Source organism: Desulfosporosinus sp. HMP52 (genome assembly GCF_000765145.1).
Lineage (GTDB): Bacteria > Bacillota > Desulfitobacteriia > Desulfitobacteriales > Desulfitobacteriaceae > Desulfosporosinus.
In genome coordinates this window covers 13608-37400 of the sequence record NZ_JMGA01000030.1, presented here as the reverse complement: position 1 = coordinate 37400, position 23793 = coordinate 13608, and the positions used below count along the sequence as shown (strand labels likewise).

General features: G+C 41.0%; 21 protein-coding genes and 1 riboswitch. Of the genes, 9 read left to right on the top strand and 12 right to left on the bottom strand.

Annotated features, from left to right (window positions below; genetic code table 11):
* Positions 1-463 precede the first annotated feature (463 nt).
* Complete coding sequence (locus DP73_RS12775) at positions 464-1009, bottom strand: MarR family transcriptional regulator (RefSeq protein ID WP_034600000.1); 546 nt, start codon at positions 1007-1009, stop codon at positions 464-466.
* 327 nt (positions 1010-1336) lie between these two features.
* Between DP73_RS12775 and DP73_RS12770 the strand changes: the two genes are divergently transcribed.
* From DP73_RS12770 to DP73_RS12765, 3 genes are all read left to right on the top strand, one after another.
* Positions 1337-1870, top strand: a complete 534-nt coding sequence (locus DP73_RS12770) for a hypothetical protein (RefSeq protein ID WP_034599999.1) — start codon at positions 1337-1339, stop codon at positions 1868-1870.
* A 433-nt stretch (positions 1871-2303) separates the two neighbouring features.
* Positions 2304-2453, top strand: a complete 150-nt coding sequence (locus tag DP73_RS23470) for a hypothetical protein (RefSeq protein WP_165574412.1) — start codon at positions 2304-2306, stop codon at positions 2451-2453.
* 470 nt (positions 2454-2923) lie between these two features.
* Positions 2924-3451 (top strand): cupin domain-containing protein, encoded by a 528-nt coding sequence (locus DP73_RS12765; protein WP_034599998.1) that lies wholly within the window; start codon positions 2924-2926, stop codon positions 3449-3451.
* A gap of 148 nt (positions 3452-3599) precedes the next feature.
* On the opposite strand, the gene DP73_RS12760 is transcribed toward DP73_RS12765, so the two are convergent.
* Positions 3600-4442, bottom strand: a complete 843-nt coding sequence (locus tag DP73_RS12760) for a helix-turn-helix transcriptional regulator (RefSeq protein ID WP_052090668.1) — start codon at positions 4440-4442, stop codon at positions 3600-3602.
* A gap of 150 nt (positions 4443-4592) precedes the next feature.
* Here DP73_RS12760 and DP73_RS12755 point away from each other — a divergent pair, with 150 nt between their 5' ends.
* Complete coding sequence (locus DP73_RS12755; protein ID WP_034599997.1) at positions 4593-5411, top strand: EFR1 family ferrodoxin; 819 nt, start codon at positions 4593-4595, stop codon at positions 5409-5411.
* Positions 5412-5474: 63 nt separating this feature from the next.
* Here the strand turns inward: DP73_RS12755 and DP73_RS12750 are convergent, their stop codons facing one another.
* The 3 genes from DP73_RS12750 to pta all read right to left on the bottom strand — a co-directional run bounded on the left by DP73_RS12750 (position 5475) and on the right by pta (position 7560).
* Positions 5475-6041 (bottom strand): rhomboid family intramembrane serine protease, encoded by a 567-nt coding sequence (locus DP73_RS12750; protein WP_034599994.1) that lies wholly within the window; start codon positions 6039-6041, stop codon positions 5475-5477.
* Positions 6042-6222: 181 nt separating this feature from the next.
* The gene (locus DP73_RS12745; protein WP_081963047.1) at positions 6223-6480 is read right to left on the bottom strand and encodes a hypothetical protein; all 258 of its coding nucleotides are present in this window, start codon (positions 6478-6480) and stop codon (positions 6223-6225) included.
* A 108-nt stretch (positions 6481-6588) separates the two neighbouring features.
* A complete protein-coding gene (gene pta, locus DP73_RS12740; RefSeq protein WP_034599991.1) occupies positions 6589-7560 on the bottom strand; it encodes a phosphate acetyltransferase in 972 nt (323 codons plus the stop codon).
* Between the two features lie 469 nt (positions 7561-8029).
* On the opposite strand from pta, the gene katG reads away from it, so the two are divergent.
* Complete coding sequence (katG, locus tag DP73_RS12735; protein WP_034599990.1) at positions 8030-10225, top strand: catalase/peroxidase HPI; 2196 nt, start codon at positions 8030-8032, stop codon at positions 10223-10225.
* A 141-nt stretch (positions 10226-10366) separates the two neighbouring features.
* Here katG and DP73_RS24215 read toward each other — a convergent pair whose 3' ends face one another.
* Positions 10367-10831: a NapC/NirT family cytochrome c gene (locus tag DP73_RS24215; RefSeq protein ID WP_034599988.1), complete on the bottom strand. Its 465-nt coding sequence runs from the start codon at positions 10829-10831 to the stop codon at positions 10367-10369.
* Positions 10832-11117: 286 nt separating this feature from the next.
* The gene (gene dapA, locus DP73_RS12725; RefSeq protein WP_034599987.1) at positions 11118-12008 is read right to left on the bottom strand and encodes a 4-hydroxy-tetrahydrodipicolinate synthase; all 891 of its coding nucleotides are present in this window, start codon (positions 12006-12008) and stop codon (positions 11118-11120) included.
* 83 nt (positions 12009-12091) lie between these two features.
* A riboswitch (Lysine riboswitch) is annotated at positions 12092-12268 on the bottom strand.
* Positions 12269-12443: 175 nt separating this feature from the next.
* Here dapA and DP73_RS12720 point away from each other — a divergent pair.
* Positions 12444-12920: a hypothetical protein gene (locus DP73_RS12720; RefSeq protein ID WP_034599986.1), complete on the top strand. Its 477-nt coding sequence runs from the start codon at positions 12444-12446 to the stop codon at positions 12918-12920.
* A 110-nt stretch (positions 12921-13030) separates the two neighbouring features.
* On the opposite strand, the gene DP73_RS12715 is transcribed toward DP73_RS12720, so the two are convergent.
* Positions 13031-14155, bottom strand: coding sequence for a radical SAM protein (locus DP73_RS12715; RefSeq protein ID WP_034599985.1), 1125 nt, complete (start codon positions 14153-14155; stop codon positions 13031-13033).
* Positions 14156-14930: 775 nt separating this feature from the next.
* Here DP73_RS12715 and DP73_RS12710 point away from each other — a divergent pair.
* Positions 14931-15431 carry a hypothetical protein gene (locus DP73_RS12710; protein WP_034599984.1) on the top strand — a complete coding sequence of 167 codons (501 nt, stop codon included), beginning with the start codon at positions 14931-14933 and terminating at the stop codon, positions 15429-15431.
* A gap of 28 nt (positions 15432-15459) precedes the next feature.
* Here the strand turns inward: DP73_RS12710 and DP73_RS12705 are convergent, their stop codons facing one another.
* Both DP73_RS12705 and DP73_RS12700 read right to left on the bottom strand, forming a co-directional pair.
* Positions 15460-17520 carry a methyl-accepting chemotaxis protein gene (locus DP73_RS12705; RefSeq protein ID WP_034599983.1) on the bottom strand — a complete coding sequence of 687 codons (2061 nt, stop codon included), beginning with the start codon at positions 17518-17520 and terminating at the stop codon, positions 15460-15462.
* Positions 17521-17951: 431 nt separating this feature from the next.
* Positions 17952-18542, bottom strand: a complete 591-nt coding sequence (locus DP73_RS12700; protein WP_034599982.1) for a hypothetical protein — start codon at positions 18540-18542, stop codon at positions 17952-17954.
* A 201-nt stretch (positions 18543-18743) separates the two neighbouring features.
* Between DP73_RS12700 and DP73_RS12695 the strand changes: the two genes are divergently transcribed.
* Both DP73_RS12695 and DP73_RS22085 read left to right on the top strand, forming a co-directional pair.
* A complete protein-coding gene (locus DP73_RS12695) occupies positions 18744-19436 on the top strand; it encodes a response regulator transcription factor (protein WP_034599981.1) in 693 nt (230 codons plus the stop codon).
* Between the two features lie 3 nt (positions 19437-19439).
* Positions 19440-20870: a HAMP domain-containing sensor histidine kinase gene (locus tag DP73_RS22085; protein ID WP_052090652.1), complete on the top strand. Its 1431-nt coding sequence runs from the start codon at positions 19440-19442 to the stop codon at positions 20868-20870.
* A 493-nt stretch (positions 20871-21363) separates the two neighbouring features.
* Here DP73_RS22085 and DP73_RS12685 read toward each other — a convergent pair whose 3' ends face one another.
* Both DP73_RS12685 and DP73_RS12680 read right to left on the bottom strand, forming a co-directional pair.
* Complete coding sequence (locus tag DP73_RS12685) at positions 21364-22779, bottom strand: PLP-dependent aminotransferase family protein (RefSeq protein ID WP_034599980.1); 1416 nt, start codon at positions 22777-22779, stop codon at positions 21364-21366.
* Between the two features lie 307 nt (positions 22780-23086).
* Positions 23087-23791: a vitamin B12 dependent methionine synthase gene (locus DP73_RS12680; RefSeq protein WP_034599979.1), complete on the bottom strand. Its 705-nt coding sequence runs from the start codon at positions 23789-23791 to the stop codon at positions 23087-23089.
* Between the last annotated feature and the right edge of the window lie 2 nt (positions 23792-23793).

Here is a 23793-nt window from a genome sequence, read left to right as displayed (position 1 = left end):
CCGCTCCTTCCTCACTCTTAATGCAGAGAGTATTTATATTTATGTCTTGAACTTATCTATCTCCTTATACTTAATCTTTTGATGAGGATACATCAAAAGAATTTTTTATGTTTAGGCTCCGGTCAATTGTACTCTTATTATTGAAAAATCTGATGCGTTTCCGGCATCTTTTTGCGAACTAGTCTCGATCCTTTTTAATATTAAAATTCGTCTTAATCCCAGGAGGATATTTTTTCAGCGTCTCCACCATGTTAGTCGCTATCTTTAACGCCTCGTTCCTGTTTAGTTCCTTCTTCACAGTAATACAGAACGCTGTTTCGCAAGGGGTGAAGCAATTTTTGCAAAAAAAAATGGCACAACGGTCTTTCCCGCTGTACCATCTGTTATTTCAGCCTCGAGCACTTGATTACGCATGGGCAGTACCCACTACTGCACAACGGAAAAGAGGGCGGATTAGGTGGTATTAAACATGATGATGTTTGTGGTGACCATGACCTTGGTGCATACCTTTTTTCCGGCAGGAACCATGATGCCCTAAGCCATGTCCGTGGTGCATCCCCCCTCCATGAGAATCCTCTGCCGCTTCCAAATTTGCGCACAATTTCTCCGTAAGGATAAGGAGTTGTTCTCGTTCATCCTCTGTTAAAGCCTTGAAAAAGGATTCTACGAATGCATCTTTGCTTTCAGCAATTTTCTCAACAGCTTTTTTCCCTTCCTCGGTTAAATAGATGCGCATTACCCGCTGATCCTTATCATCTTGTTTTCTCAGGATCAGTCCACTCTGCTCCAGCTTTATCAACATCTCTGTCATTGAAGACGGACGTACATCCAGTTGTTCTGCCAAATCTCTTTGGCTGGAACCGTTATTTTGCAAGATTATGCGCAGCAAGTTTGCCTGTCCATGATAAAGTCCACCTTTTCCGTGCCCTTCTCGATGGTACGAGCGGTGCATCTGCCGATTTAAGCGATGCAAAGCATGATATAACTTACTTGAATTTGTTTTCGACATAGTTTTTACCTCCAAAAATGCTAAATTATATTTAGGTACCTAACTTATTTTTATAATACTTGGATCCCTTTTCGATGTCAACAGAAATATTTAGGAACCTAATCAATTCTACCTATCCCCCGATTCTCACTTCAATTTAAAAACTCTTCCATTTTTTCTGCCTAGTGTGTAATACCCCAGGTCATAAAGCTGGGCACTTACACCGGATTCATGGGAATGGGGAATGAAATCCTCCCAATTCACATGGGTATGTTATAATGAAAAAAATGCTGTAATAAAGCATTTGTCGAAGTATACCAACACACTAATCTTTGCTTGAGGTGAATAATGGCTATCTCTATACAACCCGTTGCAATACTATTAATTATCATTGTCATAAGTAATTGCTTTATTAGTTTCGGTAAAAGCAATCTGCTGAACAAATCATATATTCTACTATCATCTGTTCTTTCACTCGCGGGGATAGTAGGTATAATAACAACCCGACCACGCTTAATTGAAAGTTTATATAAAAATGCAAGCCGGGGGGAATTCGATTCCGACTTTGTAACATGGGCTATTGAAAAGTTTGATTCTTTCGCGGTTATTTCGATGATTGCAACTTGCTTAATTACTATATTTTTAACAATTCATTTGTTCTTAACTAGAAATAAAAGAGGTTTTGTCTGGACTAATATTACGGGTACTGTTATTTTTTTGATGATCATAAATTTTCTCGCTGGAGTTTGGTATAGTTTAGGAACCATAAACATATTGTTCGACGTAGCTGGTTATATATCGAATCTAACTGTTTCTGAATTTTTTGCTCTGCATATTCCTTTAATAGTTAAAAGAATCCTGATAGGTAAACGTGAAGCTTAAGCAAACAGGGAAGCATTGATACTGCTTCCCTGTTGCTTGCCCATATTGCTTCTTCACTATTTATAATTCCATATGGTACCTTGAAGCATTGGACTATAAACCAGCAGAAATCTCGACTAAATCAAAGAAGAGTGGTTCGTTCTAACAATAACTATATTCCTAATCTCCAGGGAAACATGGGGAAAAAGTGAGTAAGTTCAAAAAATCCCTTACCCTTCAATTATGTAGTGGTAAATGGTCACTTCCCCCAGTCCTTAGGTGTCCGAGCCTGAAACATTTTGAATTTTGAAAAGATCGGAAGGAATTTACATAGTTGTGAGTGAATTACTTATTGATGCATATTATAGTTAGAGGACTAAAGAACTTCCTAATATAAAAACTTGATTCAAGAGTACATGTGTAGCTTGAAGAAATACGAAAGTGGGAATGTGTAATGAATGAAGAACAGAAATGCCCTATATGCCCAAAATGCGAGCAGGAGTATAATGATGGGAAATCTATAGAGGAAATTAATGTCTGTCCAAATTGCGAAACGATGGAAATGCTAAAAATTTACGCCAAGAACCTAGGTCAGGGAAAATAATAAACTGATTCATCTTTCCAGTTGACTAAATCCTATAAATCTCAGATTCATAAAGGTTCTCTTGATTTCTTTCGGTGACATTTTTGATCGTATCTATAGAGCCTTTATTTGCTTTGCCTGTCCGATGTAGGAATCTTATTGTCATTCTGCAGTTTCTCCATCTTTAAACGATAGTCATAAGTAATTATGGAATTAGACGAAGGGATTATTATACTCAAACCAGGGTGTCGCAAATTACTTCTTTATAGTATTGCGACACCCTCTTTTAATTGTATGCTTTTAACTAAACAACTATTTAGGCCATACACTCTGGGAGGTAAGACTTCATATGGTACTATATACCAAATTCAACCAACCCTTCCAGTAGTGTTGGAGTATATAAGTGGATGGTTATCAGATTGCTACACTGAAAGAAAATAGTTCTTTAGCATGTTTTATAAATTTCGAAATATATGAAAGGGTGGAGTAAAATGTATAATGGATATAACTCCTATCTACGCCCCTATTTTGATAACACGCCAATTTCTAACCCATATAAATATCCCTGCCCTCCCAGGGCTGAAGCACCAATGTATCCAGGGAAGGTGCTTCCTTTAAGGGATTATGGACCAAACCCCTTTGTAATAAATATCAAGGAGACTTCACTCCAAAACAATACCTTCCGTACTGCTTTGTGGACCGGCAGTTATTTACAGCTTACCTTAATGAGCATCAATGTAGGGGATAGCATCGGATTGGAAATGCATCCTGATGTCGATCAGTTTATTCGCCTTGAACAAGGTCAAGGCCTTGTTATAATGGGAGACAGCAGAGATAGGCTTAATTACCAGCAAAGAGTGGGTGATAATTGTGTCATATTAATACCGGCTGGTAAATGGCACAATCTGATAAACACTGGCTGTGTACCACTTAAATTGTACTCTATCTATGCACCGCCTCAACATCCCCACGGCACTGTTCATAAAACAAAAGATGTTGCTGAAGAACATCATGTATAACTAATCGTCTAAAATTCTTACCAATTATAAAAGATCACTGCAGAGGAGTCCTTCTGCAGTGATCTTTTATAATTAATGTTGCCAGTCACAGCCACTAAGGTAATCAGGTTGACGTTGGAGCAAAGCTAAATCCGTTAGGTCAATGGAACTAATCATTCAACAATGATTTCATTTTTGTAGCAGTATCCGTTTCTAATAAAGGTACATGTACAATCAATTTTAAGCCAGAATTGTCTGAAACATCAAAATTACTAACTTCAAAATCTAATATCCCTGCAACAGGATGATTCAATTGCTTGTAAATTTCTTTATTACTCTCAATTTCATGTAAAGACCACCATAAATTAAATTCTGTGCTTTGCATTTTAAGATCATTAATAAACTGAGCAAGCCATGAATCTTCAATGTATTGCCCACACATTGAACGAAATCGGCCCACCAGACCCTTGGCATAGAGATTCCAGTCGCCATATAACTTTTTATATTTATTATCTGTGAACATTGCCCATACTATATTTCGTTCTCGAAGGTTCATTTCATGGAAATCACCAAAGATTAAACATGCTGCTTTGTTCCAAGCAATAACGTTCCACTTCTGATCCATGACAAGAGATGGGCAGAGTATTAAACTATCCAGAACATGCTGAAGTATCGGACTTACTGTTCCCTGGTAGCCCGGTATATCTGCCGGAAGGGGCTGATTCGCTAAAAGGTACAGATGAATGCGCTCTTGTTTATTAAGCAATAAAACTCTAGCTAAGCTTTCTATTACTTGAGTTGAAACATGAATAGGTCTTCCTTGTTCAAGCCATGTATACCAAGTCAAACCAATACCAGCTAACTGAGCAACTTCCTCTCTTCTCAAGCCAGGAGTACGTCGGCGCATTGCTGATGAAAGTCCCACATGTGATGGTAAAGTTCTGGCTCTTCGCGTTTTTAAAAAATCAGCAAGCTCTTTATATCGATGTTTCTCATTATTCAAAATTCTCATCAATCCTAACTAGTATAATTTATACCATTATAATTTCACTCCTAGTTACATTATAAGATTTGTATTACTATAATTCATGAAGAATTTGTAAAACCAATAAAAATGTTTTCTTAACTGCAGAGAGTCTAAAGATTTAAAGGAGAGGGTCTCATGAAAATACAATCACTGAAACTGGTTTGTTTTTCACCTACAGGGACAACAAAAGCGATTGTTCAAGGTATTGCGCGCGGAATTAATCACAGCACTGTCGAACTAATAGATATTACCAAACCAGCTGCGAGAAAACACCAATTACAAACATCAGAAAATGAATTACTTGTTGTTGCTGTGCCAGTTTATATGGGGAGAGTACCTTTACTTTTAATTGAATGGCTTCATAAGATTAAAGCTCGTAATACACCTGCTGTATGTATTGTCGTTTATGGTAATCGTGTGTATGACGATGCCTTACTTGAGCTTAAAGATATTCTGACAAAACGTGGATGTATGCCGATCGCCTGTGCTGCCTATATTGGAGAACACTCCTTTTCTAGTGCCGAAACACCGATAGCCGAAGCCCGTCCTGATGCAAGTGACTTAAATCACGCAGAATTATTCGGACGTAAAATAAAGGAATTACTACTATCTGTTTCATCAGTCCATCACATTTCCGATCTAAATATACCTGGCAACTATCCCTATAGAGGAGATTCGAAGCTATGGAGTGTTGATTTCATAGCAATTAGTAATGAGTGTACGCAGTGCGGAATTTGTGCAGAAGGGTGTCCTGTAGGGGCTATCGATTCCGAAAATAGTCATTTGATTGATCAGGAAAAATGCATCACGTGTTGTGCCTGCATAAAGAACTGTCCTCAAAACGCCAGAACTATGAAAACCGGTCTTGTCAAAGACGCTGCAACGCGACTAAATAAACTGTATAAAGAGCGAAAGGAGCCCTTATTCTTTTTTCCAACATCAAATCCGGGATGATTGATTGAATAATTTTTTACCACGGGATCACTCACCAAAATGAGCTGGAATTATAAAGTATATTTATGCTCGTCTGCTTAGAAGACCAAAAGCAGCCCCGCAGACTCCTCCTAAAATATGAGCTAGATGAGCTATTCCATCCTTCGATCCAACACTTAATATCTCGCCCCCAAGATAAATAATTATGACCAATATGAGGGTTAGTGGGATTTTCCCATCCTTCATGCCTGCAACTGATGATAGGACTATCATCATAAATACAATACCACTGGCACCCAGTAATACAGTATTCGAAAATAAAATTGCATGAAATAATCCAGACACCAGGGCAGTAATTACAATCATGATTAAAAAAGATTGCGATTTGTATTTTTCTTCAAGTATGGGACCTAAAACCAGAAATAGTACCATATTGTTTGAGTAATGGCTCCAATCCCCATGACCAAGCACATGACCAAACAATCTGAAGTAAGTCAATGGATCCGTTGAAGATGATCGATATACACTAAAAAGCAAATTTGTCGTTAGTCCGTCTGTTATATAGCCTAACAACAATATCGCCAAGGAAAGAAACGTAAATGTCAGGGTTACCGGCGAATTATATTGGAGTTTTCCTAAAAATTCTTTCATATAGTTCGTTCCCTCCTTTTCTATTAGATCTTCAGCTGTTTAGTGGTGCATAAATTTGGTGTTTCTCTTCTATCATGACCGTGTAGAAAATGCAGCAGATAGAGCACTAAGAGCATGAATCCCTTCCCTTGACTGGATTCATGCTCTTTACTTGATGAACAGATAGAACTTATGGTGTTAATTAGCCAAGTTTGCTATTAGGCAGCAAATGACTAAAATTTTGAGCAAATTGCATAACAACGGTTTGTACTTCAACCAACTTTTCAGGTTTTAGCAAAGCGATCATTTTCGGCAAAAACAGCATAATATCATCCTGTGTAAAATTGCCTTCTGTCAGCTTCTTGAAGTTTTCAACAAGTAATTCTTTTGCTTCCTCTACCTTGTCATCTTTTACTCTTTCTAAAATAAAACTTAAAATTTGTTCTTGTTCGCGATTCATATTTACCTCCATTAAGCTTTATACATCCAATAGTATATCACAATTTTTTAGTGTGTTCACAGCTTAGGTGGGATAGCCAGGTACGATAGTCCCGGTTTTAGTTGTCCATTACTTAAGACTGGCCGTGATTATACCCATCTTGTAAACCTCTTCAGCAGTACAACCCCTGGAAAGGTCATTAACAGGAGCGTTCAGACCCTGGAGAATCGGACCGAAAGCATCAAACTTTCCCAGTCTCTGGGCTATTTTATAACTGATGTTCCCTGAATTAAGATCCGGGAAAATGAAGGTGTTTGCTTGTCCCGCTACTTGCGAATCAAAAGCTTTTGTTTTAGCAACATCAGGAGAGAAAGCTGCATCAAATTGCAGCTCTCCGTCGACTGGAAAATTAAGACTCATTGCTTTTAATTTTTCCGCTGCATTACGCATCATATCGACAGTCTCACCTTGACCGGAACCTAATGTACTGTAGGATAGCATAGCCACCTTCGGGTCTACAGCAAAACACCTGGCTGTTCTAGCTGTTTCCACAGCAATTTCAACTAATTCATCCTCTGTGGGTTTAACGTTGATAGCGCAATCAGCCATGAGATATGTTTCTTCGCCATCTGGCGTAGAGCGGTGCAGAACAAAGCAGCTTGAGACAAGCTTATTGCCGGGCTTTGTCTTAATAATCTGCAAAGCGGGGCGAACCGTATCAGCTGTGGAATAAGTGGCTCCGCCTAGGAGACCGTCGGCGTACCCCATTTTTACGAGCATAATGCCAAAATAATTGGTTTTTGTCAAAAGAGCACGACAAGCGGCCTCATCCACTTTTCCCTTTCTCAGGGCAAACAACTCTGCAGTCATTCTATCAATGCCAGCATAGGTTAGGGGATCAATAATTTCAATCCCTTCTATCGGCCAACTAATGGCTTGAGCAGCGGCCTCTACCTCAGAGCGATTGCCCAGAAGTATCGGCACAAGGATACCGTCCTTATGGAGGCGACTTGCTGCTTCAAGAATCCTCGGATCTGTTCCCTCAGTAAAAATGAGCTTTCTCTGCTTCCTCTTTAATAACTCAATCATAGGTTCAAACATAGTTCATCCCCTGCCATTTCTGAATCTATTAAACTATTCACTGCATTCTTGATTCTTTCCTATATAGTATATCTAATTATACTAAAATTTCAAAACACCTGTTATTCTTTTCGAATCAATAAATTTCTAATAGGGCAGATAACTTAACAATAACTGCAAATTAAATTGATATAACTACATTTCTAATTTTCACACTTTTATATTGTCATCTTTCTTGTCATACTATATAATTAAATTTATAACTATTACAATTTTACATAAATTCTTAAGTCCACGATGATTAGACAGAGCAAACCCTTTTATTCACAGCGTAGCTGTGTAAATGCCATAGTCAAGCTGCTGCAGATTATTTTTCCGGCATCGTTGTCAAGTTTGGGTGGTGTTCTCTCTCCTTTCGCGGAAAATCGCAGATCCATCCTTGATAATCCAGATATGCACCTATCCAAGAAATTTACGAGGAGGGAACTTTATGGATGAAAAAAGCAGATGCCCGGTAACAGGCCATACAAAAAGTGCTACGGCAGGGGGCGGCACTTCGAACAGGGACTGGTGGCCAAACCAGCTGAACCTCAAGATTCTTCATCAGAATTCCAACTTGAGTAATCCCATGGCTCCGGAGTTCAACTATGCCGAAGAATTCAAGAAACTTGATCTGGAAGCACTCAAGAAGGATCTTTATGCATTAATGACCGATTCCCAGGATTGGTGGCCGGCGGATTATGGTCACTACGGGCCGTTCTTCATCCGGATGGCTTGGCACAGCGCAGGCACCTACCGTACCAACGACGGCCGCGGCGGTGCGGGATCCGGAACCCAACGCTTTGCCCCCCTCAACAGCTGGCCGGACAACGTGAACCTGGATAAAGCTCGCCGTCTGCTCTGGCCCGTCAAGCAGAAGTACGGCAGGAAAATTTCCTGGGCTGACCTGATGATCCTTGCCGGAACCTGCGCCATCGAGTCAATGGGACTAAAGACTTTCGGATTCGCCGGCGGACGCGCGGACGTCTGGGAGCCGGAAGAGGACATTTATTGGGGATCTGAGGCTGAGTGGCTTGGCGACAAGCGCTACTCCGGTGAACGGGATCTAGAAAACCCCCTCGCCGCCGTACAAATGGGACTGATCTATGTAAACCCGGAAGGCCCGAACGGTAACCCTGATCCTGTGGCCTCCGGCCATGACGTTCGGGAGACCTTCGCCCGTATGGCAATGAATGATGAAGAGACTGTCGCCCTCGTCGCCGGCGGACACACCTTCGGCAAGTGTCACGGTGCGGGGGATGCGGCCCATGTCGGTCCTGAACCTGAAGCTGCCGGTCTTGAGGAACAGGGCTTAGGCTGGAAGAGCAGGTTCGGCAGCGGCAAAGGCGGAGATACCATCGGCAGCGGTATCGAAGGTGCCTGGAAGCCTAACCCGACCAAATGGGACATGGGCTACCTTAACGTGCTTTTCAAATACGAGTGGGAGCTGGTCAAGAGTCCAGCCGGCGCGCATCAGTGGCTTGCCAAGGATGTAGCTGATGAAGACATGGTAGTTGACGCTCATGATCCGTCTAGGAAGCACCGACCCATGATGACCACGGCGGACCTCTCTCTGCGCTTCGACCCGATCTATGGCCCTATCGCCCGACGCTACCAGCAAAACCCCGAAGAATTCGCGGATGCCTTTGCCCGGGCTTGGTTCAAGCTAACCCACCGAGATATGGGTCCCCGTTCACGCTATCTCGGTTCGGAAGTTCCTAATGAGGAGCTGATCTGGCAGGATCCGGTACCGGCAGTGGATCATGAATTGATTGAGGAACAGGATATGGCGGATCTTAAGGGGAAAATCTTAGCTTCAGGCCTGTCTGTCTCCCAGCTTGTTGGGACAGCTTGGGCCTCGGCATCTACCTTCCGCGGCTCGGATAAGCGAGGTGGTGCCAATGGAGCTCGCATCCGCCTTGCTCCCCAGAAGGATTGGGAAGTCAACCAACCAAGTCAGCTCAATCCGGTACTTGCAGTTCTGGACAAAATCCAAACAGAGTTCAACAGTGCCCAGTCAGGTTCAAAGAGAGTTTCCCTCGCTGACTTGATCGTCCTGGCCGGTTGTGCAGGTATAGAGCAAGCAGCCAAGAATGCCGGTCATAATTTGTCCGTTCCTTTTAAGCCGGGACGCACGGATGCTCAGCAGGAGCAGACCGACGTTACTTCAATCTCTGTGCTCGAACCTGCTGCAGACGGATTCCGCAACTACTTAAAATCTAAATTTTCCGTACCGGCAGAAAAACTCTTGCTGGACCGTGCCCAACTTTTGACTTTGACCGCTCCGGAAATGACTGTTTTGTTAGGCGGACTACGAGTCCTGAATACCAATTACGGTCAGTCTCAGCACGGTGTCTTTACTAGGAAATCAGAAGCCCTTACCAACGACTTCTTCGTCAACCTCCTGGATATGAGAACAACCTGGCAAGCGACATTTGACGATGAAAACGTGTTCGAGGGTCGCGATCGCACCACGGGCGAACTCAAATGGACCGGCACCCGTGTTGATCTCGTCTTCGGTTCAAACTCTCAACTTCGGGCCATCGCGGAAGTTTATGCCTGTGACGACTCTCAAGATAAGTTTTTGCATGACTTCGTTTCTGCTTGGAACAAAGTTATGAATGCGGACCGTTTTGACCTAGCTTGAGTATAGCTAACATCAAGGAATCTAAATCTCTTTTCATCCCGTCAGTGTCCAAAGTCATAAAACATCCGCCCCTCATGCTCATGCCGAGGGGCTTTTTCTTTAGAAATCAAGGTCAACAATTTCTAAATCTTAGGAGTTTGCCTAAGGTTCAAACTTCAAATCAACCCCAAGCCCATTTTTGTGACCGGTATCCCTATGACAATTATTGCACCCTAAACCCTTTTTAATTTTAATTGCATGGTTGTCAGGCATAATTGGTGCATTACTCTCAGGTTTAAAATTACCTATGTGGCAGGCAATGCAGTTTGAATTGTAGTAAATAGAGTTTGTAAACAGACCATAATCTCCTGTGATATTTTCTGCCACATCTCTTATTCCTCTACTAAATGAATCCAAGCGATGGAATGGGCCCCTTGTTACATGACAATCCATACAGTCAGTATTTTTATGTGCTGATTTCTGCCACGAGGTATAATATGGTGCAACTTCGTGGCATTTTTGACAGGACGATGGGGTCGTATACCACGCATAAGTAATACGAAACGGTATGTAGAATGCTAGAAAAACAAGTCCTAATATGATCAAACCTTTATGAAATGGCTTCATTTCTTTTCCTTTCGGGTTTATATTACTGCATATAAGAGTATCTATAGTATCTTACCAGAAACATATTTTTAGCCATTCAGTACATTTTTTCTGTGAGGACAAATAACAAATCCTTATTTCGCTCCCTTAAAGTGCGAAATAAGGATTTGTTTTTTAATAAAGTATAGCCGCAGCTAAGTTTGGCGTTACTTTATTAATTACTGCAATTATATTACTACTGGGCCAAAGCTAAGTAAGCTACCCTATTTGTCGTATGACTGGCATGGTCTCTCTCTTATAACCTTCATCAAACGATTAATCCATATGCCTTCATAACTGAGATCAACTTTTCACGGTTTGTATCCTCTATGGTTGTGAGAGGCATTCTAAGGTAATCCTTGCAAAAACCCATAGCTGCCATAGCAGCCTTGACCGGAATAGGGTTAACTTCACAAAACAGGGCCTCTGTAATGCCATAAAGCTTATATTGCTGCTCAGCACTGCCGGCAATGTCACCCTTAAAGAAACGGGTGCAAATCTCACGTGTCTGCGCCGGCATAATGTTGGAAAGTACGGAAATGCAGCCAACTCCACCAAGGGCCATAAGCGGAACTATTTGATCGTCATTGCCTGAATACAAATCAAGCTTACCGTGGACACGCGCCATCGTCTCAACAATTTTTGAAATGTTGCCATTTGCTTCTTTGATCCCTACGATATTTTCGTGTTCAGCTAATACCTCATAAGTTGCTGGCTCAATATTAATACCTGTCCTTGAAGGCACATTGTAGAGAATGATGGGCTTTGTGCTCTTGTCGGCAATTTGTGTAAACATTTTAATTAAGCCTTTTTGCGTAGCCTTATTGTAATATGGGGTAACTACCAGCATAGCATCCGCACCTGCTTCGCAGGCAAAACTAGTGAGGTCATGGGCGTATTCGATGTCATTGCTGCCTGTACCTGCAATGATCGGCACTCTGCCATTAGCTTGTTGAACAGCAAAGGTAATCGCTGCTCTGTGCTCAGCGTCAGTCAGGGTCGAAGCTTCACCTGTGGTTCCACAAATCACCAGAGCATCAATCTTTTCGTCAATTTGCCAATCAATCAATTTGCCAAACTGCTCATAATTAATTCCTGTTTCGTCCAGAGGAGTTATGAGAGCAGAGGCAATACCTTTGAAAACGGTCTTCTTTTTCATGTTTATCTCCATCTCCTTTTATAAAAAATAGCTGATACGGAATCAGCCACTAAATTACCTATATGATTTTCCAATCATACTGTAAGATAGATAGCTCTCCGCAAATGCGACAGTTAAACAAATCTTATTTTGTTCAACCAGCCTTGTCCCCACGTAAATTGAGACCGACTTCGGCATCTACACCTTTCACCAAAGCTACGGTCTTACGTAAACCTTAACAACTTTGGGTACTGATTGTACGATGCACCTCTATCAATTCTTATTAAGAATATTCATATATTGCTATATTTGTCAAGACTAAATTTGAAGAACCACTTAGGCAAACTACATCTGAAGCTTAGAATCACTTATTGTTTACATAACCCTTATAAGCTGAATGAAAATTACTTATTAAGCAAATAAATATAATGCCTATTAATTAGGAGGTAAGAAAGCATGGATAAAATGATAACATTATTATTCTACCCCTTATTCCTAGTCATAACCTTTTGCCTAACACTAATCTTTATTCCTAAAAACAAATATAAAGAATATTTTATCTATGGAATTCTTATCGGTGGGTTAGGGGATATAATAGCAGTTGGTTTACTTCAAAACATACTAGGTATTATGTGGTTTAAGAACCTGAGCATCTTCTATGTTTTGAAAATGATGGCCCTATCTCCACTGTGTTGGACGGTTTCTGTTATGATTTTTCTTTATTTTTTACCCGTCAAAAAGTCTTTCAGGTATCCCTATATCTTAACTTGGGCCAGTATAAGCCTTGGTTACGGATATATAGTACATAATGTTGAACTATACGATTTTGTTAACTGGTTCTACCCCCTACCGGGTTATTTTATATTTCTCTGCTGGTGGAGTTTTGCTTCATGGTTGTTTAGAAATACCAGTCCTTTGGCCAAAGAAGAGTGATTATGCTTAAACGACTAAGTCTCTTGAAGGACATGAGCTCATCCCATGGATATTATTAATTTTGTATTAAAGCATGTACCTCAATGTAATACATTTGGTATCTTACCTCATTAAAAAACCAGCTCTCCTGGTCTATAGCCGACAGGCAATTCCTCTTCACTTAAAAACTTGAAACTGTCATCACGCAGTATGGGTAAAAAAACTTCGTAGGGTATCCTGAAAAACGCACAGGTATAATTGCTGGACCCGACCCACCTACCCTCATTGCCACTAAAATTCAAACCTCTGGCAAATTTCGTATAGTTTGAGCAATCATGAACTGCTAAATCCCAGCTTTCTTCAACGGCTGTTTTCATGAATTTCAGAGTCAACTCCCGACTCCAAATCGGAGATATATAGCCATGTCTGGAAATATACATGTTTTCCCCGTCATAATTATCTATGTTATTGGCATTTAGGTGTAATTCTGCGCAATTGATAAAATCAAGTTTCGTCTCTAAGATCGCTTGCTTCTTCTGGAAAAATGATTCGAAGAAGTCAGGGGTCATTGGCGTTTCAATACCGACATTTTTAATGTATTTTTTCGCTATGGCTATATTTTTTATCACTTTGTCCGAGCAATTTGACGCACCCAGGTTGAAACGCAACTCGTCAAGACCGGCTTCACCTAAAGCTTTCAAGGTCTCTTCTGTAGCTAAAGTGCCATTTGTATAGAGGTGTTGATGAATCCCTGCAGCACTGAATTTCTTGATAATCGGATAGTATTTTTCAATTTCCATGAATGGTTCTAAATAAACATAGGAAATGCCCGTGGGCTTCTGTTGGATGGAAAGAAGCAAATCAATGTCCTTCTCATAAAACTTTGTGTCTCCGATTTCCCACATACCTTCGCCAACCGGGGGGATTTCATCCAGCTCTCCATAATGATAGCAGAACTTACACTCTAAGTTACATTTGTTCGTTTTCCTGATGGCACTCAAACCGGTTCCTAAGAGACAAGAACGACATCCTTTGGGGAATTTTCCTTCATCTCCCACAAAAAAAGTTCTATTCTCTAAAGTTTTCAAGCCTCTGATTTCTGACATTAAGATATCATTTCTATGATCGATGGCTGCCTCAATTTGGGCAAAGGTTGCGTAAATGATTTCTTGTTGCTTGGTCATAATTTCCTCATCCTCTGGCAATATTGCAAAGAACTCAAACCAAGTTAAGGCATCTTTCTTGGAAATTTTCATAACATGTCCTCCTATAATTAAAAATCTACAACGGATTAGATTCGTATCTCCTGCTATGTTTTTTCATAATACCATAAAAGTTTCAGATTAACACGGATATAGCTACACTGGTCTCAATTTCCTCTAGTATTTTACCTTATGGAGATCAAAATGAATATGGGGACAAAAAAATAGAACTCCAAAGATAACTTTTCAGCTGTCAGCTTGTAGTTCTATCATTACATTATTATTGCTTTTATCTTTAGTCCTTACCCTGGACCGTGGGTATATCCCACAACAGTAAAATGCTCAGATAGCCTTCAACCAAGTCATAGTCTGGTGCCCTTGCTCTCAAGCAGGAAGAAAGGTGTACAGATTCTATCCCGGCTTGCGATTTAAATCGCCGCCAGTGTGAGTAAACGTTAGTAATTCTAGTTCCTCAGTATATCGGGCAAAGGAATCCTTTCTTTGAAAAAAAGCGTTAAGATAGCCCTTTCCCGTACAATTTGCATGGTTTCTTCACGCACTAAAATTCCAATCTTCATAAAAACCACCCTTAACCATTATACTACGATTTAAATGGCTATGGTGTGAAGTGCTTCAAAACTTTAGCTTGCTGAAAGCGGGCATTAATTTATCAAAGCAGAATGCATTGGCTTCCGCTAGTTTTCTATTTGGCGGCGGAAGGGCTTCTTTGTTTATGCTATAATAAATGTCAGATAGGCAATAATTTCTACGTCTAAACGTATAGAAGTACTATCTCCATCAAACTATAGATTAGAGGAGGCGAGGGGAATTGGCAGTAGGATTTATCGGCATTTTTGGAATCGTTCTATTCGTTTTGGTACTTCTTATGATTGTTGCAGTCGTGCTTTCAGTTCGGTCACGACAAAAAAATATAGATCCTGTCTATCAAGATGAAGGGGGAAAAAAGATGATTAAGATGGTGTATACGTATCTTATTTTGTTTGCCACCCTGATGATGACCATTGGGGGAAGTGTCGCTTCCTTTATGGCAGTGGCTGACTTGGTTTCACCTCCAAGTTACTATATGACATATGAGGAATATAAAAGAGGGTATGTTGCTCCTCAAGAGTATAGCGATCCAAAACAGCCTCAGCAAAAAGTCGAAGAGAAAAGCGAAGAGGAATTACAAAAAGATTATCAAATCCTTGTTAGTCAGGAAAAGATTCGAGCCCGTGAGCGTGCTTTGAATAGCCTGATTAAGAGTTTTGGTTGGATTGTAATTCCTTTGCCAATCTTTTTATATTATCAGCGGAGGTTGAAGCAGGAATAAGGACATTCAAGTATTCCGTGACAGATAGTTATAGTTTAAACATTGTGACACTACCTTGAAAGTCTGTTGCCATTTGAGCCAGAGAGGTTGCCGCCCTACGGATTTCCTCCATAGAAGCACTCTGTTCCTCTGTACCTGCCACGACATTTTCCAGACTCCCTGCAATTTCCTTAGGAATGTTTGCAACCTCCATGATTGAGGTAACAATTGTCTCGGTACTTGCCCCAACTTCCTGAACTACGTCAGCAACGGACAGGGCCTGTTTTGAAAAGTCGTTGACCCCCTGCAAGATATCTTGGAAAGCTTCACCTGCGGAATTAATCATGTGAATCCCCTCTTCGGCCGCAACAGTTCCATTGTTCATGGTGTTAACTGCCTTCGTAGTTTCCTTTTGAATCTCGTTAACCAATCCACTGATTTTTCCGGCTGCATCACTGGACTGTTCGGCAAGTTTTCGAACTTCGTCAGCAACTACCGCAAACCCTCGTCCTTGCTCCCCTGCCCGTGCTGCTTCAATCGCTGCATTGAGAGCCAGCAGATTCGTTTGGGAAGCAATATTGGTGATAAGTGCTACTATCTGACCAATCTCTCCGGATTTTACTCCCAGATTATTGACAACATCAGCTGCTTCCTTGACGGTATTACTTATCGCTTGCATCTCGTCAACGGCTTTCCCAACGACACTATTACCTATGGTAGCCTTCTCGGAGGTCGCACGCGCTCCTTCTGTAACTTTTTGGATATCCAGAGTTATAGTTTGCATATGCTCAGAAACTTGTTGCGCTGAAAATACCGTAGCATCGACTCCCGTCAGCTTTTGTTGTACTCCGTCGGAAACTTCCTGAATGGATCGCACAATTTGTTCAGTCGTTTTGCCACCCTCGTCGGCACTGGCGTTTAACTCTTCTGCTGAAGCAGCTAACTGCTGTGAACTGTTGACAATTCCCAGGATAATTGTCTTGAAATTTCCCATCATAATGTTAAGGTTTTCTGTCATCTGGCCAAACTCATCTTTAGATCGAACCCTAATGCTGTGGCTGAAATCGCCTTGTACGAGAGCCTCTGCAAACTGGTTCACCAATTTAATATTCTTAACGATATAACGGCTATATAGAAAAAGAGCTGTACCGGCAATTAAGATTGTTAGTATAAATATGATGAGCATCTGATATAACAAAGCATTCAAAGGAGCTAATAAATCAGCCTCTGAAACATCAATAGCTAGTGTCCAGCCGAATCCTGGAACAGGTGCATAATAAACCTGTCTTGCCCCGTCTCGTGAGTATGTAAACGATCCTTCTTGACCACTGAACATGGTTTTGGCGGCATCGCTCAAGCTTTTGTTAGTGTCCTCCGTAATCTTCCCTTGCATTACTTTCGATGGGTCTGGATTGGCCAGATACTGCCCCTCTTTGTTCAAAAGGTAAACGTCCGCCTTGATATTTAAACGGATCTCACTAATTAGTTTTTGCAGAGTAACAAAATCAAGATCTCCTGTAGCTACCCCTATAAAAGCTCCTTGCTTATCGTACAACGGTGCGACGGCAGTGAGCATTGTGACCTTTGTAACATCATCAAAGTATGGATCTGTCCATGTAATCTTTTCTTTTGAGTTCTTACCGGTTTTATACCAGTCTTGGCCAGGGTAGTCATATTTTTCATCACTATATTCATCTGTATAGATCACTTTATCTTTTTCCTTATAAACATAGGGGCCATAATACTTAACGTCTTCCCTGTAGGCATAAGGCTCATAAAACACGCCCATCCCAAAGGTTACGTTACCGGATGCGATTGTTTTCTTAAATAAATCAGTATACTGCTCTTGGCTTAGGCTACCACCGACAGAGTCTACTGTACTGACCATACCTTGAACTAAAGTACCATGTTCCGTTAATTGTTTCTCGATACCCTCTATTGTTCCCTGTAATTTAGCACTCATCTTGTTTTGGATCTCATTCCTAAGCAGTGATTCAGAATACTTGTAACTAATCCCGGACATAGCTACGAGGGTTAATACGATTATAGGCAAAATTGTAAGCATCGTCTTGCCTCGAACACTATAAACATTGAAAATCCTTTTAAACACTAGATCAGCTCCTTCATAGCTGTTTTTTAGACATATTTTTTTAAAATAGTATTTTATATCCTTCATATTACCAGAACATTGTTAAGCCATTATTGATAAAGTGTAAATTATACGTTATTTACAAATCCGGACAAAAATATAAGTGAGATACAGTCCCGGCTTCTTAGTATGAAAGAAAAAATAGCAAAACATTTCACGCACTGATTAATTAATCAGTGCGTGCTTTTTTCGGAACAATATCATCCCGGCAAATCATATTAAGCTAAGCTTTTATAAGCTGACACACTGCTGTCAGGTTATAAAAGCTATACTGAAGTTACCGGTTGGTACCAAGGGAGGAATAGGGGAGGCAATTGACGGCGGCATTGTCCGCATAATATGACAGAGAGTGCTGAACAGGCTGCTTAAGTTGATGGGGAATGAAAAGCGGATTATAGTAAATTATTCATTTCCTCCAGAATGCTGTTGATCTGGTTAAGTATGTCCAAGCGGTTGGTCTGGATGGAAGCTATTTCAGCAAAGGCTGTATCCATGGCAGCATAATCCTCTTCCTTGATCAAGCCTTTATATTCCTCTTTAATACCTTTGATTTTGCCTTTTGTATCTTTTAAAGAGTTCGCCAGTTCAGCGATTTGTGCCTTGTAAGCTTTTAACTGCGTGGTTGTTTCTTCCGGAATTACTGAACCACTGTCTTTTAATGCTTCTAGCTTTTGGGCCAGGGTTAGGCGCAGTTGATTGTTTAGCTCGACAACGCCGAGGTTGTTTTCACGATTTTCAAGTACCTCCTGCCTGTGCTCTGCTAAATCCAGTTTGAACCCTTCGAATCCCTCTTTCTTGGTTGCTAGCTTTGACTGTTTTTCCAGGTTGCGGGCTTTGATTTCTTCAATCTTCTGCTGCTTTTCCTCCAATTTTACAATACGTTTGTCTAATTTGCTCCCGTCACCCGGAGTGGCGGCAAATACTGAAGTACTCGTAACAAGGGTAAGCATTAAAGCTAGTACGGTTACCGTTATTTTTTTCATTGTTAAAACCTCTTTTCTTTCTTATGGGTTTGAGATATTAATTCCTCACTTGATACACCCGGTTTTCCTCAATTTGTCACCTCCCTGCTTTATCTTAACGTTTGACCTTTGCGCAAAACAAAGGTTAAACTGTGGCAAAGCTGTGGCAATTCTTTTTATCTGGCAAAGAATAGTCTACAATAGGGGCAAGGAAGTGATACCATGAGAAAATTAATCTACCTGGCGGATGATGATGAAAATATTCGCGGCTTAATTAATATGTTTCTGTCTAATGAAGGGTTTGAAGTGAAATCTTTCGCCAATGGGGATGACTTACTTGCGGCGTTTTTGCAAAAGCCTGCCGATTTAGTCATTCTTGACATCATGATGCCGGGGACAGACGGACTTTCTGTATGTACACAGATTCGAAATTGCAGTAATACCCTGATTATTATTGTATCCGCAAGAGACAATGAAATGGATCGGATAACAGGGATTACGCTTGGTTCGGATGATTACATGACAAAACCTTTTTCTCCTATGGAACTGATGGCCAGAGTCAAAGCATTGTTCCGCAGATTGGAATTGGATACAGGCGGCAGTTCCAGGCACATTTTGACAGCCGGCAATTTGATTATCAATGCCGCCACCCGAGATGCAAAAGTAGATGGAAGTCAGTTTGATCTGACTCCGACGGAGTTGGCTTTAATGGTATATCTAATGCAAAACAGCACACGTGCCGTATCCCGGGATGAGCTCTTGAAAAATGTTTGGAAGTTTGATTTTGAGGTTGACTCCCGGGCCACAGATGATGTGGTGAAACGTCTGCGCAAAAAGCTTGCCGCTGTCAAGTGCAGTGCAAAAATCGAATCTGTCTGGGGATTTGGATTCAAACTAAGCGAAGGGGGAAAATAATTTGTGAAGACGATAAAAAACGCTATTGTTACTCCCTTTGTCATCATGATCACGGTCTTTCCCCTCATAACACTGCTCTTATTCAATCTCTCGGTTAACTATTATTTAGATCGCAATGCCAGGACTGAACTGCGCGGTGTTGTGAAGACCATGGAAGGCGTGGTAAAAAAAGAACTGCCGGATATCCAAAACACTGCCGCGGCAAATTTGGCTGCTCCTTTTGCCAAACTCTACAGAGCTCTGCGCTCTTCTCAATTAGCAGCGAACACTGAGATGCTTTTCTATAGTCAAAATCAGGAGCTTTTCTCTCCCCTCAGGGATGGGTACATTTCCGCTAGTTTTATCAACAATCAGTTCATGAAACGACTTAGTGGGAAGCTGCCTTCGATGGAGGATAACCAAGTATATACCATCCGCATCGGGGGAGATAAATACTTTGTCCTGTTATACCCGGTCACAAATTCCGGGAGTCCGGCTGTTGTTTTTGTATCTCATGCGGATAAGGAGATCGCCTTAGTCCGCTTTATAAATCTCATATTAATAAGTATTATGCTGATCGGAGCTTTACTGGCTGTGTGGCTGGCTCATCGTTTATCAATCCGGATTACACGCCCCGTCAGCGAGCTGTGCAGACTGACCAGAGACATCGGTTCTGGGGACTTTTCCGCTCCGCTTCAGACCAGTAATCATGATATTCTTGAACTTCATATGCTTAAACAAAGTATTGGGGAGATGTCCGCTCAGCTTGAAACCTATGATAAATCGCAAAAAGCATTCCTGCAGAATGCTTCTCATGAACTGAAAACTCCTCTTATGTCTATCCAGGGATATGCAGAAGGTGTAATTAACGGGGTGCTTCCAGATGTAAAACATGCCTCTCAAATCATTCACAGCGAAAGCAAACGGCTGGGTAAATTAGTCGAAGAACTCCTGACACTGTCACGGATTGAAAGCCAGACGTACAGCAAAGTACTCAGCCAAGTTGATTTGGGGAATATCCTCAAGGAATATGTCCAGCGTCTTGGCGGCCTTGCTGCAAAACATCAATGTGAACTGGCACTTGTCCTGCCGAATAAGCCTGTATACGTAGCGGCGGATGATACCCTTTTATCCCAAGCAGTCATTAACATCGTATCGAATTGTCTGCGTTACGCCAAATCTACGGTGAGCATAACTTTACTGGAAGATGAAAATTCCGCAGTCATTCTATTAGCGGATGATGGTGACGGCATATCGGAAGCGGATTTACCCTATATTTTCGAAAGGTTTTACAAGGGTAAAGGAGGAAATTTCGGTCTCGGGTTAGCAATTGCTAAATCTGCTGTAGAGTTTATGGGGGGGAGCATCCGGGCAGGTAACGGTCAAACAGGAGCCGTATTCGAAATAACATTAAGAAGCAACCCCGTCCAACCAGTCAGCGCTGTTGGAATATAGCTACTATAAACAATCAAGTGTCCATAGAACTACATAGCAATACCTGCAACTTTGTAAGCTGCTTCGTCAAACCCAGGTTCATTCCTTTCAAAGGCAAGTACCGGAATGCGTCTATTCTTATTAATGCTTCCTCTTTTAAGTACTCAGATAGTTGGAGCAAACTACTTTTACCGTTCAGAAGAAACAGAAACTTTGTCATTTTTGGCAAAATATAAACTAGGCTTCTATAAAAATACAATCGAGGATCATTCCGGATAAAAAGCTTGAACTACCACCTTATATTTCCAATACTATTTAATTGAACTGGTATATATAACATGTAGTGATTAGAGAGAGGCTTTGTTTTGCTATCATAATTAACCAACCTTAGCTTTTTCTTACCAAAAGAAGCTAAGGTTGGTTTTGTCAATTTTATAGCCTTTGCCTTGAACTTTGTTAGGAAATCCTTGAGATCGATTCATTTATAATTCGGGCTTTTATTGGGGCCAAATCATCACGTTTCCAATGTTTCAATAATTTCCTTCAATGCACAAGCAAACTCGATGCAAGCTCTCTCTAGATCTTCCTCTGGTATAGAATTAAATCCAAAGAGGAAGATGTTTTCCGGTGCTTCTTGCTGGTTCCGCCAATAAACTTTCGTCCCATAAATTCCAAAGCCTCTCAATCTCATCTTCGTGATTAGACCTTCTTGACTCTTGCATCCCGGAATTTGTATCAAGCTATGAGAACCTGCTGGCGCCGGGAAAATCTTAACGACACCTGCCAGACTTTCTTTTACCACTTTGTTAAATATTCCGTATTTTCTTCTGTTTGACAGGGACATTTTGCGTACATGTCTCTCGAGATGCCCATCTCTGATAAAATAGGCCAGTGCCTTCTGATTATAAGTTGGAAGCGCCGAGTAATAGTACTTGTATCTATCTTCATATATTTCCATAAGTTTGTAGGGAAGGACAAAATACGCACACCGAAGAGACGGAGAGAGAACCTTCGATAAGGTACTCAAATAAATCACATTCTGGCTGGTGCTCAAAGACTGAATAGAGGGAAGGGGTTTTTCTCCATATAAAAACTCATTGTCATAATCATTTTCAATAATATAGGTTCGATTCTTTTGCGCCCATTCTAAAATCTGCAAACGTTTTGTCAAGGATGTAGTGACTCCGGTAGGAAATTGATGGGATGGCGTTAAGTAAAGCAGATGACACATGGAGTTTTCCAGGTCATCAATATCGATTCCCCGATCGGTCATGGAAAGATCTTTGATGGAGTATCCTTTATTAGTAAATATTCTTTGCATTCCAATAAAGCTGGGATCTTCCACACCTATGGTATTTACTTTCTCATGCAAGATATCGGTAATAATATCCATAGCATATTGTGTACCGGCGGAAATGACGATTTGCTCCCAACTGCATTTTACACCCCGGCTGTTATTGATATAATCGCACAGACTTTTCCGTAATTCTACATTTCCTTTGTTACATTCATAGGCGATTTTCGCGGAACAGGATTCCTCCAACATTGCGTCCTGCATATACTTTCGCCACTTCGTCCAGGGAAAAAAACTTGACTCAATGCTCTCATAATTGAAATCATACTTCAGCGGAACAATAGACTCCCGTACTACTTCTTTTTGTCCCTTCCTATATAACACGCCCGATCTCGGTAAAGTTGACAAGTTCTCCACATAATAACCGCTTCCCCGAACCGACCGGATATATCCTTCCGCCAGCAGCTGCTGATATGCCCTGCTCACGGTATTGATGCTGATGTGCAATTCTTCCGACAATACCCGAATTGGCTTAAGAGCGTCGTTCGTTTTGAGATCACTTTGAATAATACTCTGCCGTAAAGTCTCGAATAGCTGTTCATACAAAAACGGTCCATTCTTATCCAGCAAGAGCATGGAAATCCCCCTCTTTCCAATTCCGGATATAATCCTGTAATCATCAGGCCTGCATTTCTAATCCAGCACCCATTTGCAAAAAATTAATCTGTGTATTTGTATCCGTAAAACCTGGTATGTGTATGCAAGTGACTTTGATAACTTAGAAAAAATAACGCTCTTCAAGGAATAGGCTGACCTACCCTCGAAGAGCGCCGTTGCTCAAATAAATATCTTAGGAATGAGGCATTCATAACGAACGATACTTTTCTTTAATTAACTTATCATCACAATATATGAGGATTTTTCACATGTCAATAGTTTTGAACTATTGAATATTGTATTTTACCATCTTTCTCCCCGCCTTACAGTATATACAGGTTTTTCTTGAGGATAAGCAGTTCTCGCAATCATTTCCGACAAAGTTTTGTTGGCTGTTTGTGACCAGAAAGAACCCGGCATAACTCTTTGTGGGCGACATAAAACCACTATCGAGCAATTTTAAACTGATTTTCTCGCCATCCAATATGGCAAAGAATTGCTCCAACTGTGAAACATCCATACCGAAAAATCCCGGTCCAAAATTATCTGAAACAAACCTGTCTTTATTGCAGCTTAATCCCTGCAAATATTGTCTTAATATTTCCTGTCCGGCGTCCATGTAGGCGTTTTGCCAGATATCATAGTAAACTTGATTCAGAATACTGGCTTCGCTCAAACATAGTTCTCCAACTGTTAAGAGGTAGATGTATATTCCCTCAATGTCCTCGCTGGGAATCTGAGCAAGAGCATTGCAAGTAAACAGTTTTCCATCCAGCAGCATCTTAATTCCATCAACACAAGTTTTTTCGTATTCTGAGATCAGAGCCTTGATTTCCAGCAGATGGTATATATCATTCAGACTTCTTAATGATCTGTCAAATATTTTCTGGGGTACAGGTTTTCCCCTGTTATACCCGCACATGTCTGTAAAATTCTTTTCCGCGGTTTCCTTTCCTTGATCCTTATCTAAATGAATCACATGGTTTTTCATAC

What these genes read in the sequence shown, in the direction of transcription:
- DP73_RS12770 (WP_034599999.1), top strand. Translation starts at nt 1,337, where the DNA reads ATGGCTATCTCTATACAACCCGTTGCAATACTATTAATTATCATTGTC.
- DP73_RS23470 (WP_165574412.1), top strand. Translation starts at nt 2,304, where the DNA reads ATGAATGAAGAACAGAAATGCCCTATATGCCCAAAATGCGAGCAGGAG.
- DP73_RS12750 (WP_034599994.1), bottom strand. Translation starts at nt 6,041, where the DNA reads ATGAAAGAATTTTTAGGAAAACTCCAATATAATTCGCCGGTAACCCTG.
- DP73_RS12720 (WP_034599986.1), top strand. Translation starts at nt 12,444, where the DNA reads ATGGATAAAATGATAACATTATTATTCTACCCCTTATTCCTAGTCATA.
- DP73_RS12715 (WP_034599985.1), bottom strand. Translation starts at nt 14,155, where the DNA reads ATGAAAATTTCCAAGAAAGATGCCTTAACTTGGTTTGAGTTCTTTGCA.
- DP73_RS12745 (WP_081963047.1), bottom strand. Translation starts at nt 6,480, where the DNA reads ATGAATCGCGAACAAGAACAAATTTTAAGTTTTATTTTAGAAAGAGTA.
- DP73_RS12765 (WP_034599998.1), top strand. Translation starts at nt 2,924, where the DNA reads ATGTATAATGGATATAACTCCTATCTACGCCCCTATTTTGATAACACG.
- DP73_RS12695 (WP_034599981.1), top strand. Translation starts at nt 18,744, where the DNA reads ATGAGAAAATTAATCTACCTGGCGGATGATGATGAAAATATTCGCGGC.
- pta (WP_034599991.1), bottom strand. Translation starts at nt 7,560, where the DNA reads ATGTTTGAACCTATGATTGAGTTATTAAAGAGGAAGCAGAGAAAGCTC.
- DP73_RS12700 (WP_034599982.1), bottom strand. Translation starts at nt 18,542, where the DNA reads ATGAAAAAAATAACGGTAACCGTACTAGCTTTAATGCTTACCCTTGTT.
- katG (WP_034599990.1), top strand. Translation starts at nt 8,030, where the DNA reads ATGGATGAAAAAAGCAGATGCCCGGTAACAGGCCATACAAAAAGTGCT.
- DP73_RS24215 (WP_034599988.1), bottom strand. Translation starts at nt 10,831, where the DNA reads ATGAAGCCATTTCATAAAGGTTTGATCATATTAGGACTTGTTTTTCTA.
- DP73_RS12760 (WP_052090668.1), bottom strand. Translation starts at nt 4,442, where the DNA reads ATGAGAATTTTGAATAATGAGAAACATCGATATAAAGAGCTTGCTGAT.
- DP73_RS12775 (WP_034600000.1), bottom strand. Translation starts at nt 1,009, where the DNA reads ATGTCGAAAACAAATTCAAGTAAGTTATATCATGCTTTGCATCGCTTA.
- dapA (WP_034599987.1), bottom strand. Translation starts at nt 12,008, where the DNA reads ATGAAAAAGAAGACCGTTTTCAAAGGTATTGCCTCTGCTCTCATAACT.
- DP73_RS12685 (WP_034599980.1), bottom strand. Translation starts at nt 22,779, where the DNA reads ATGCTCTTGCTGGATAAGAATGGACCGTTTTTGTATGAACAGCTATTC.
- DP73_RS12680 (WP_034599979.1), bottom strand. Translation starts at nt 23,791, where the DNA reads ATGAAAAACCATGTGATTCATTTAGATAAGGATCAAGGAAAGGAAACC.
- DP73_RS12755 (WP_034599997.1), top strand. Translation starts at nt 4,593, where the DNA reads ATGAAAATACAATCACTGAAACTGGTTTGTTTTTCACCTACAGGGACA.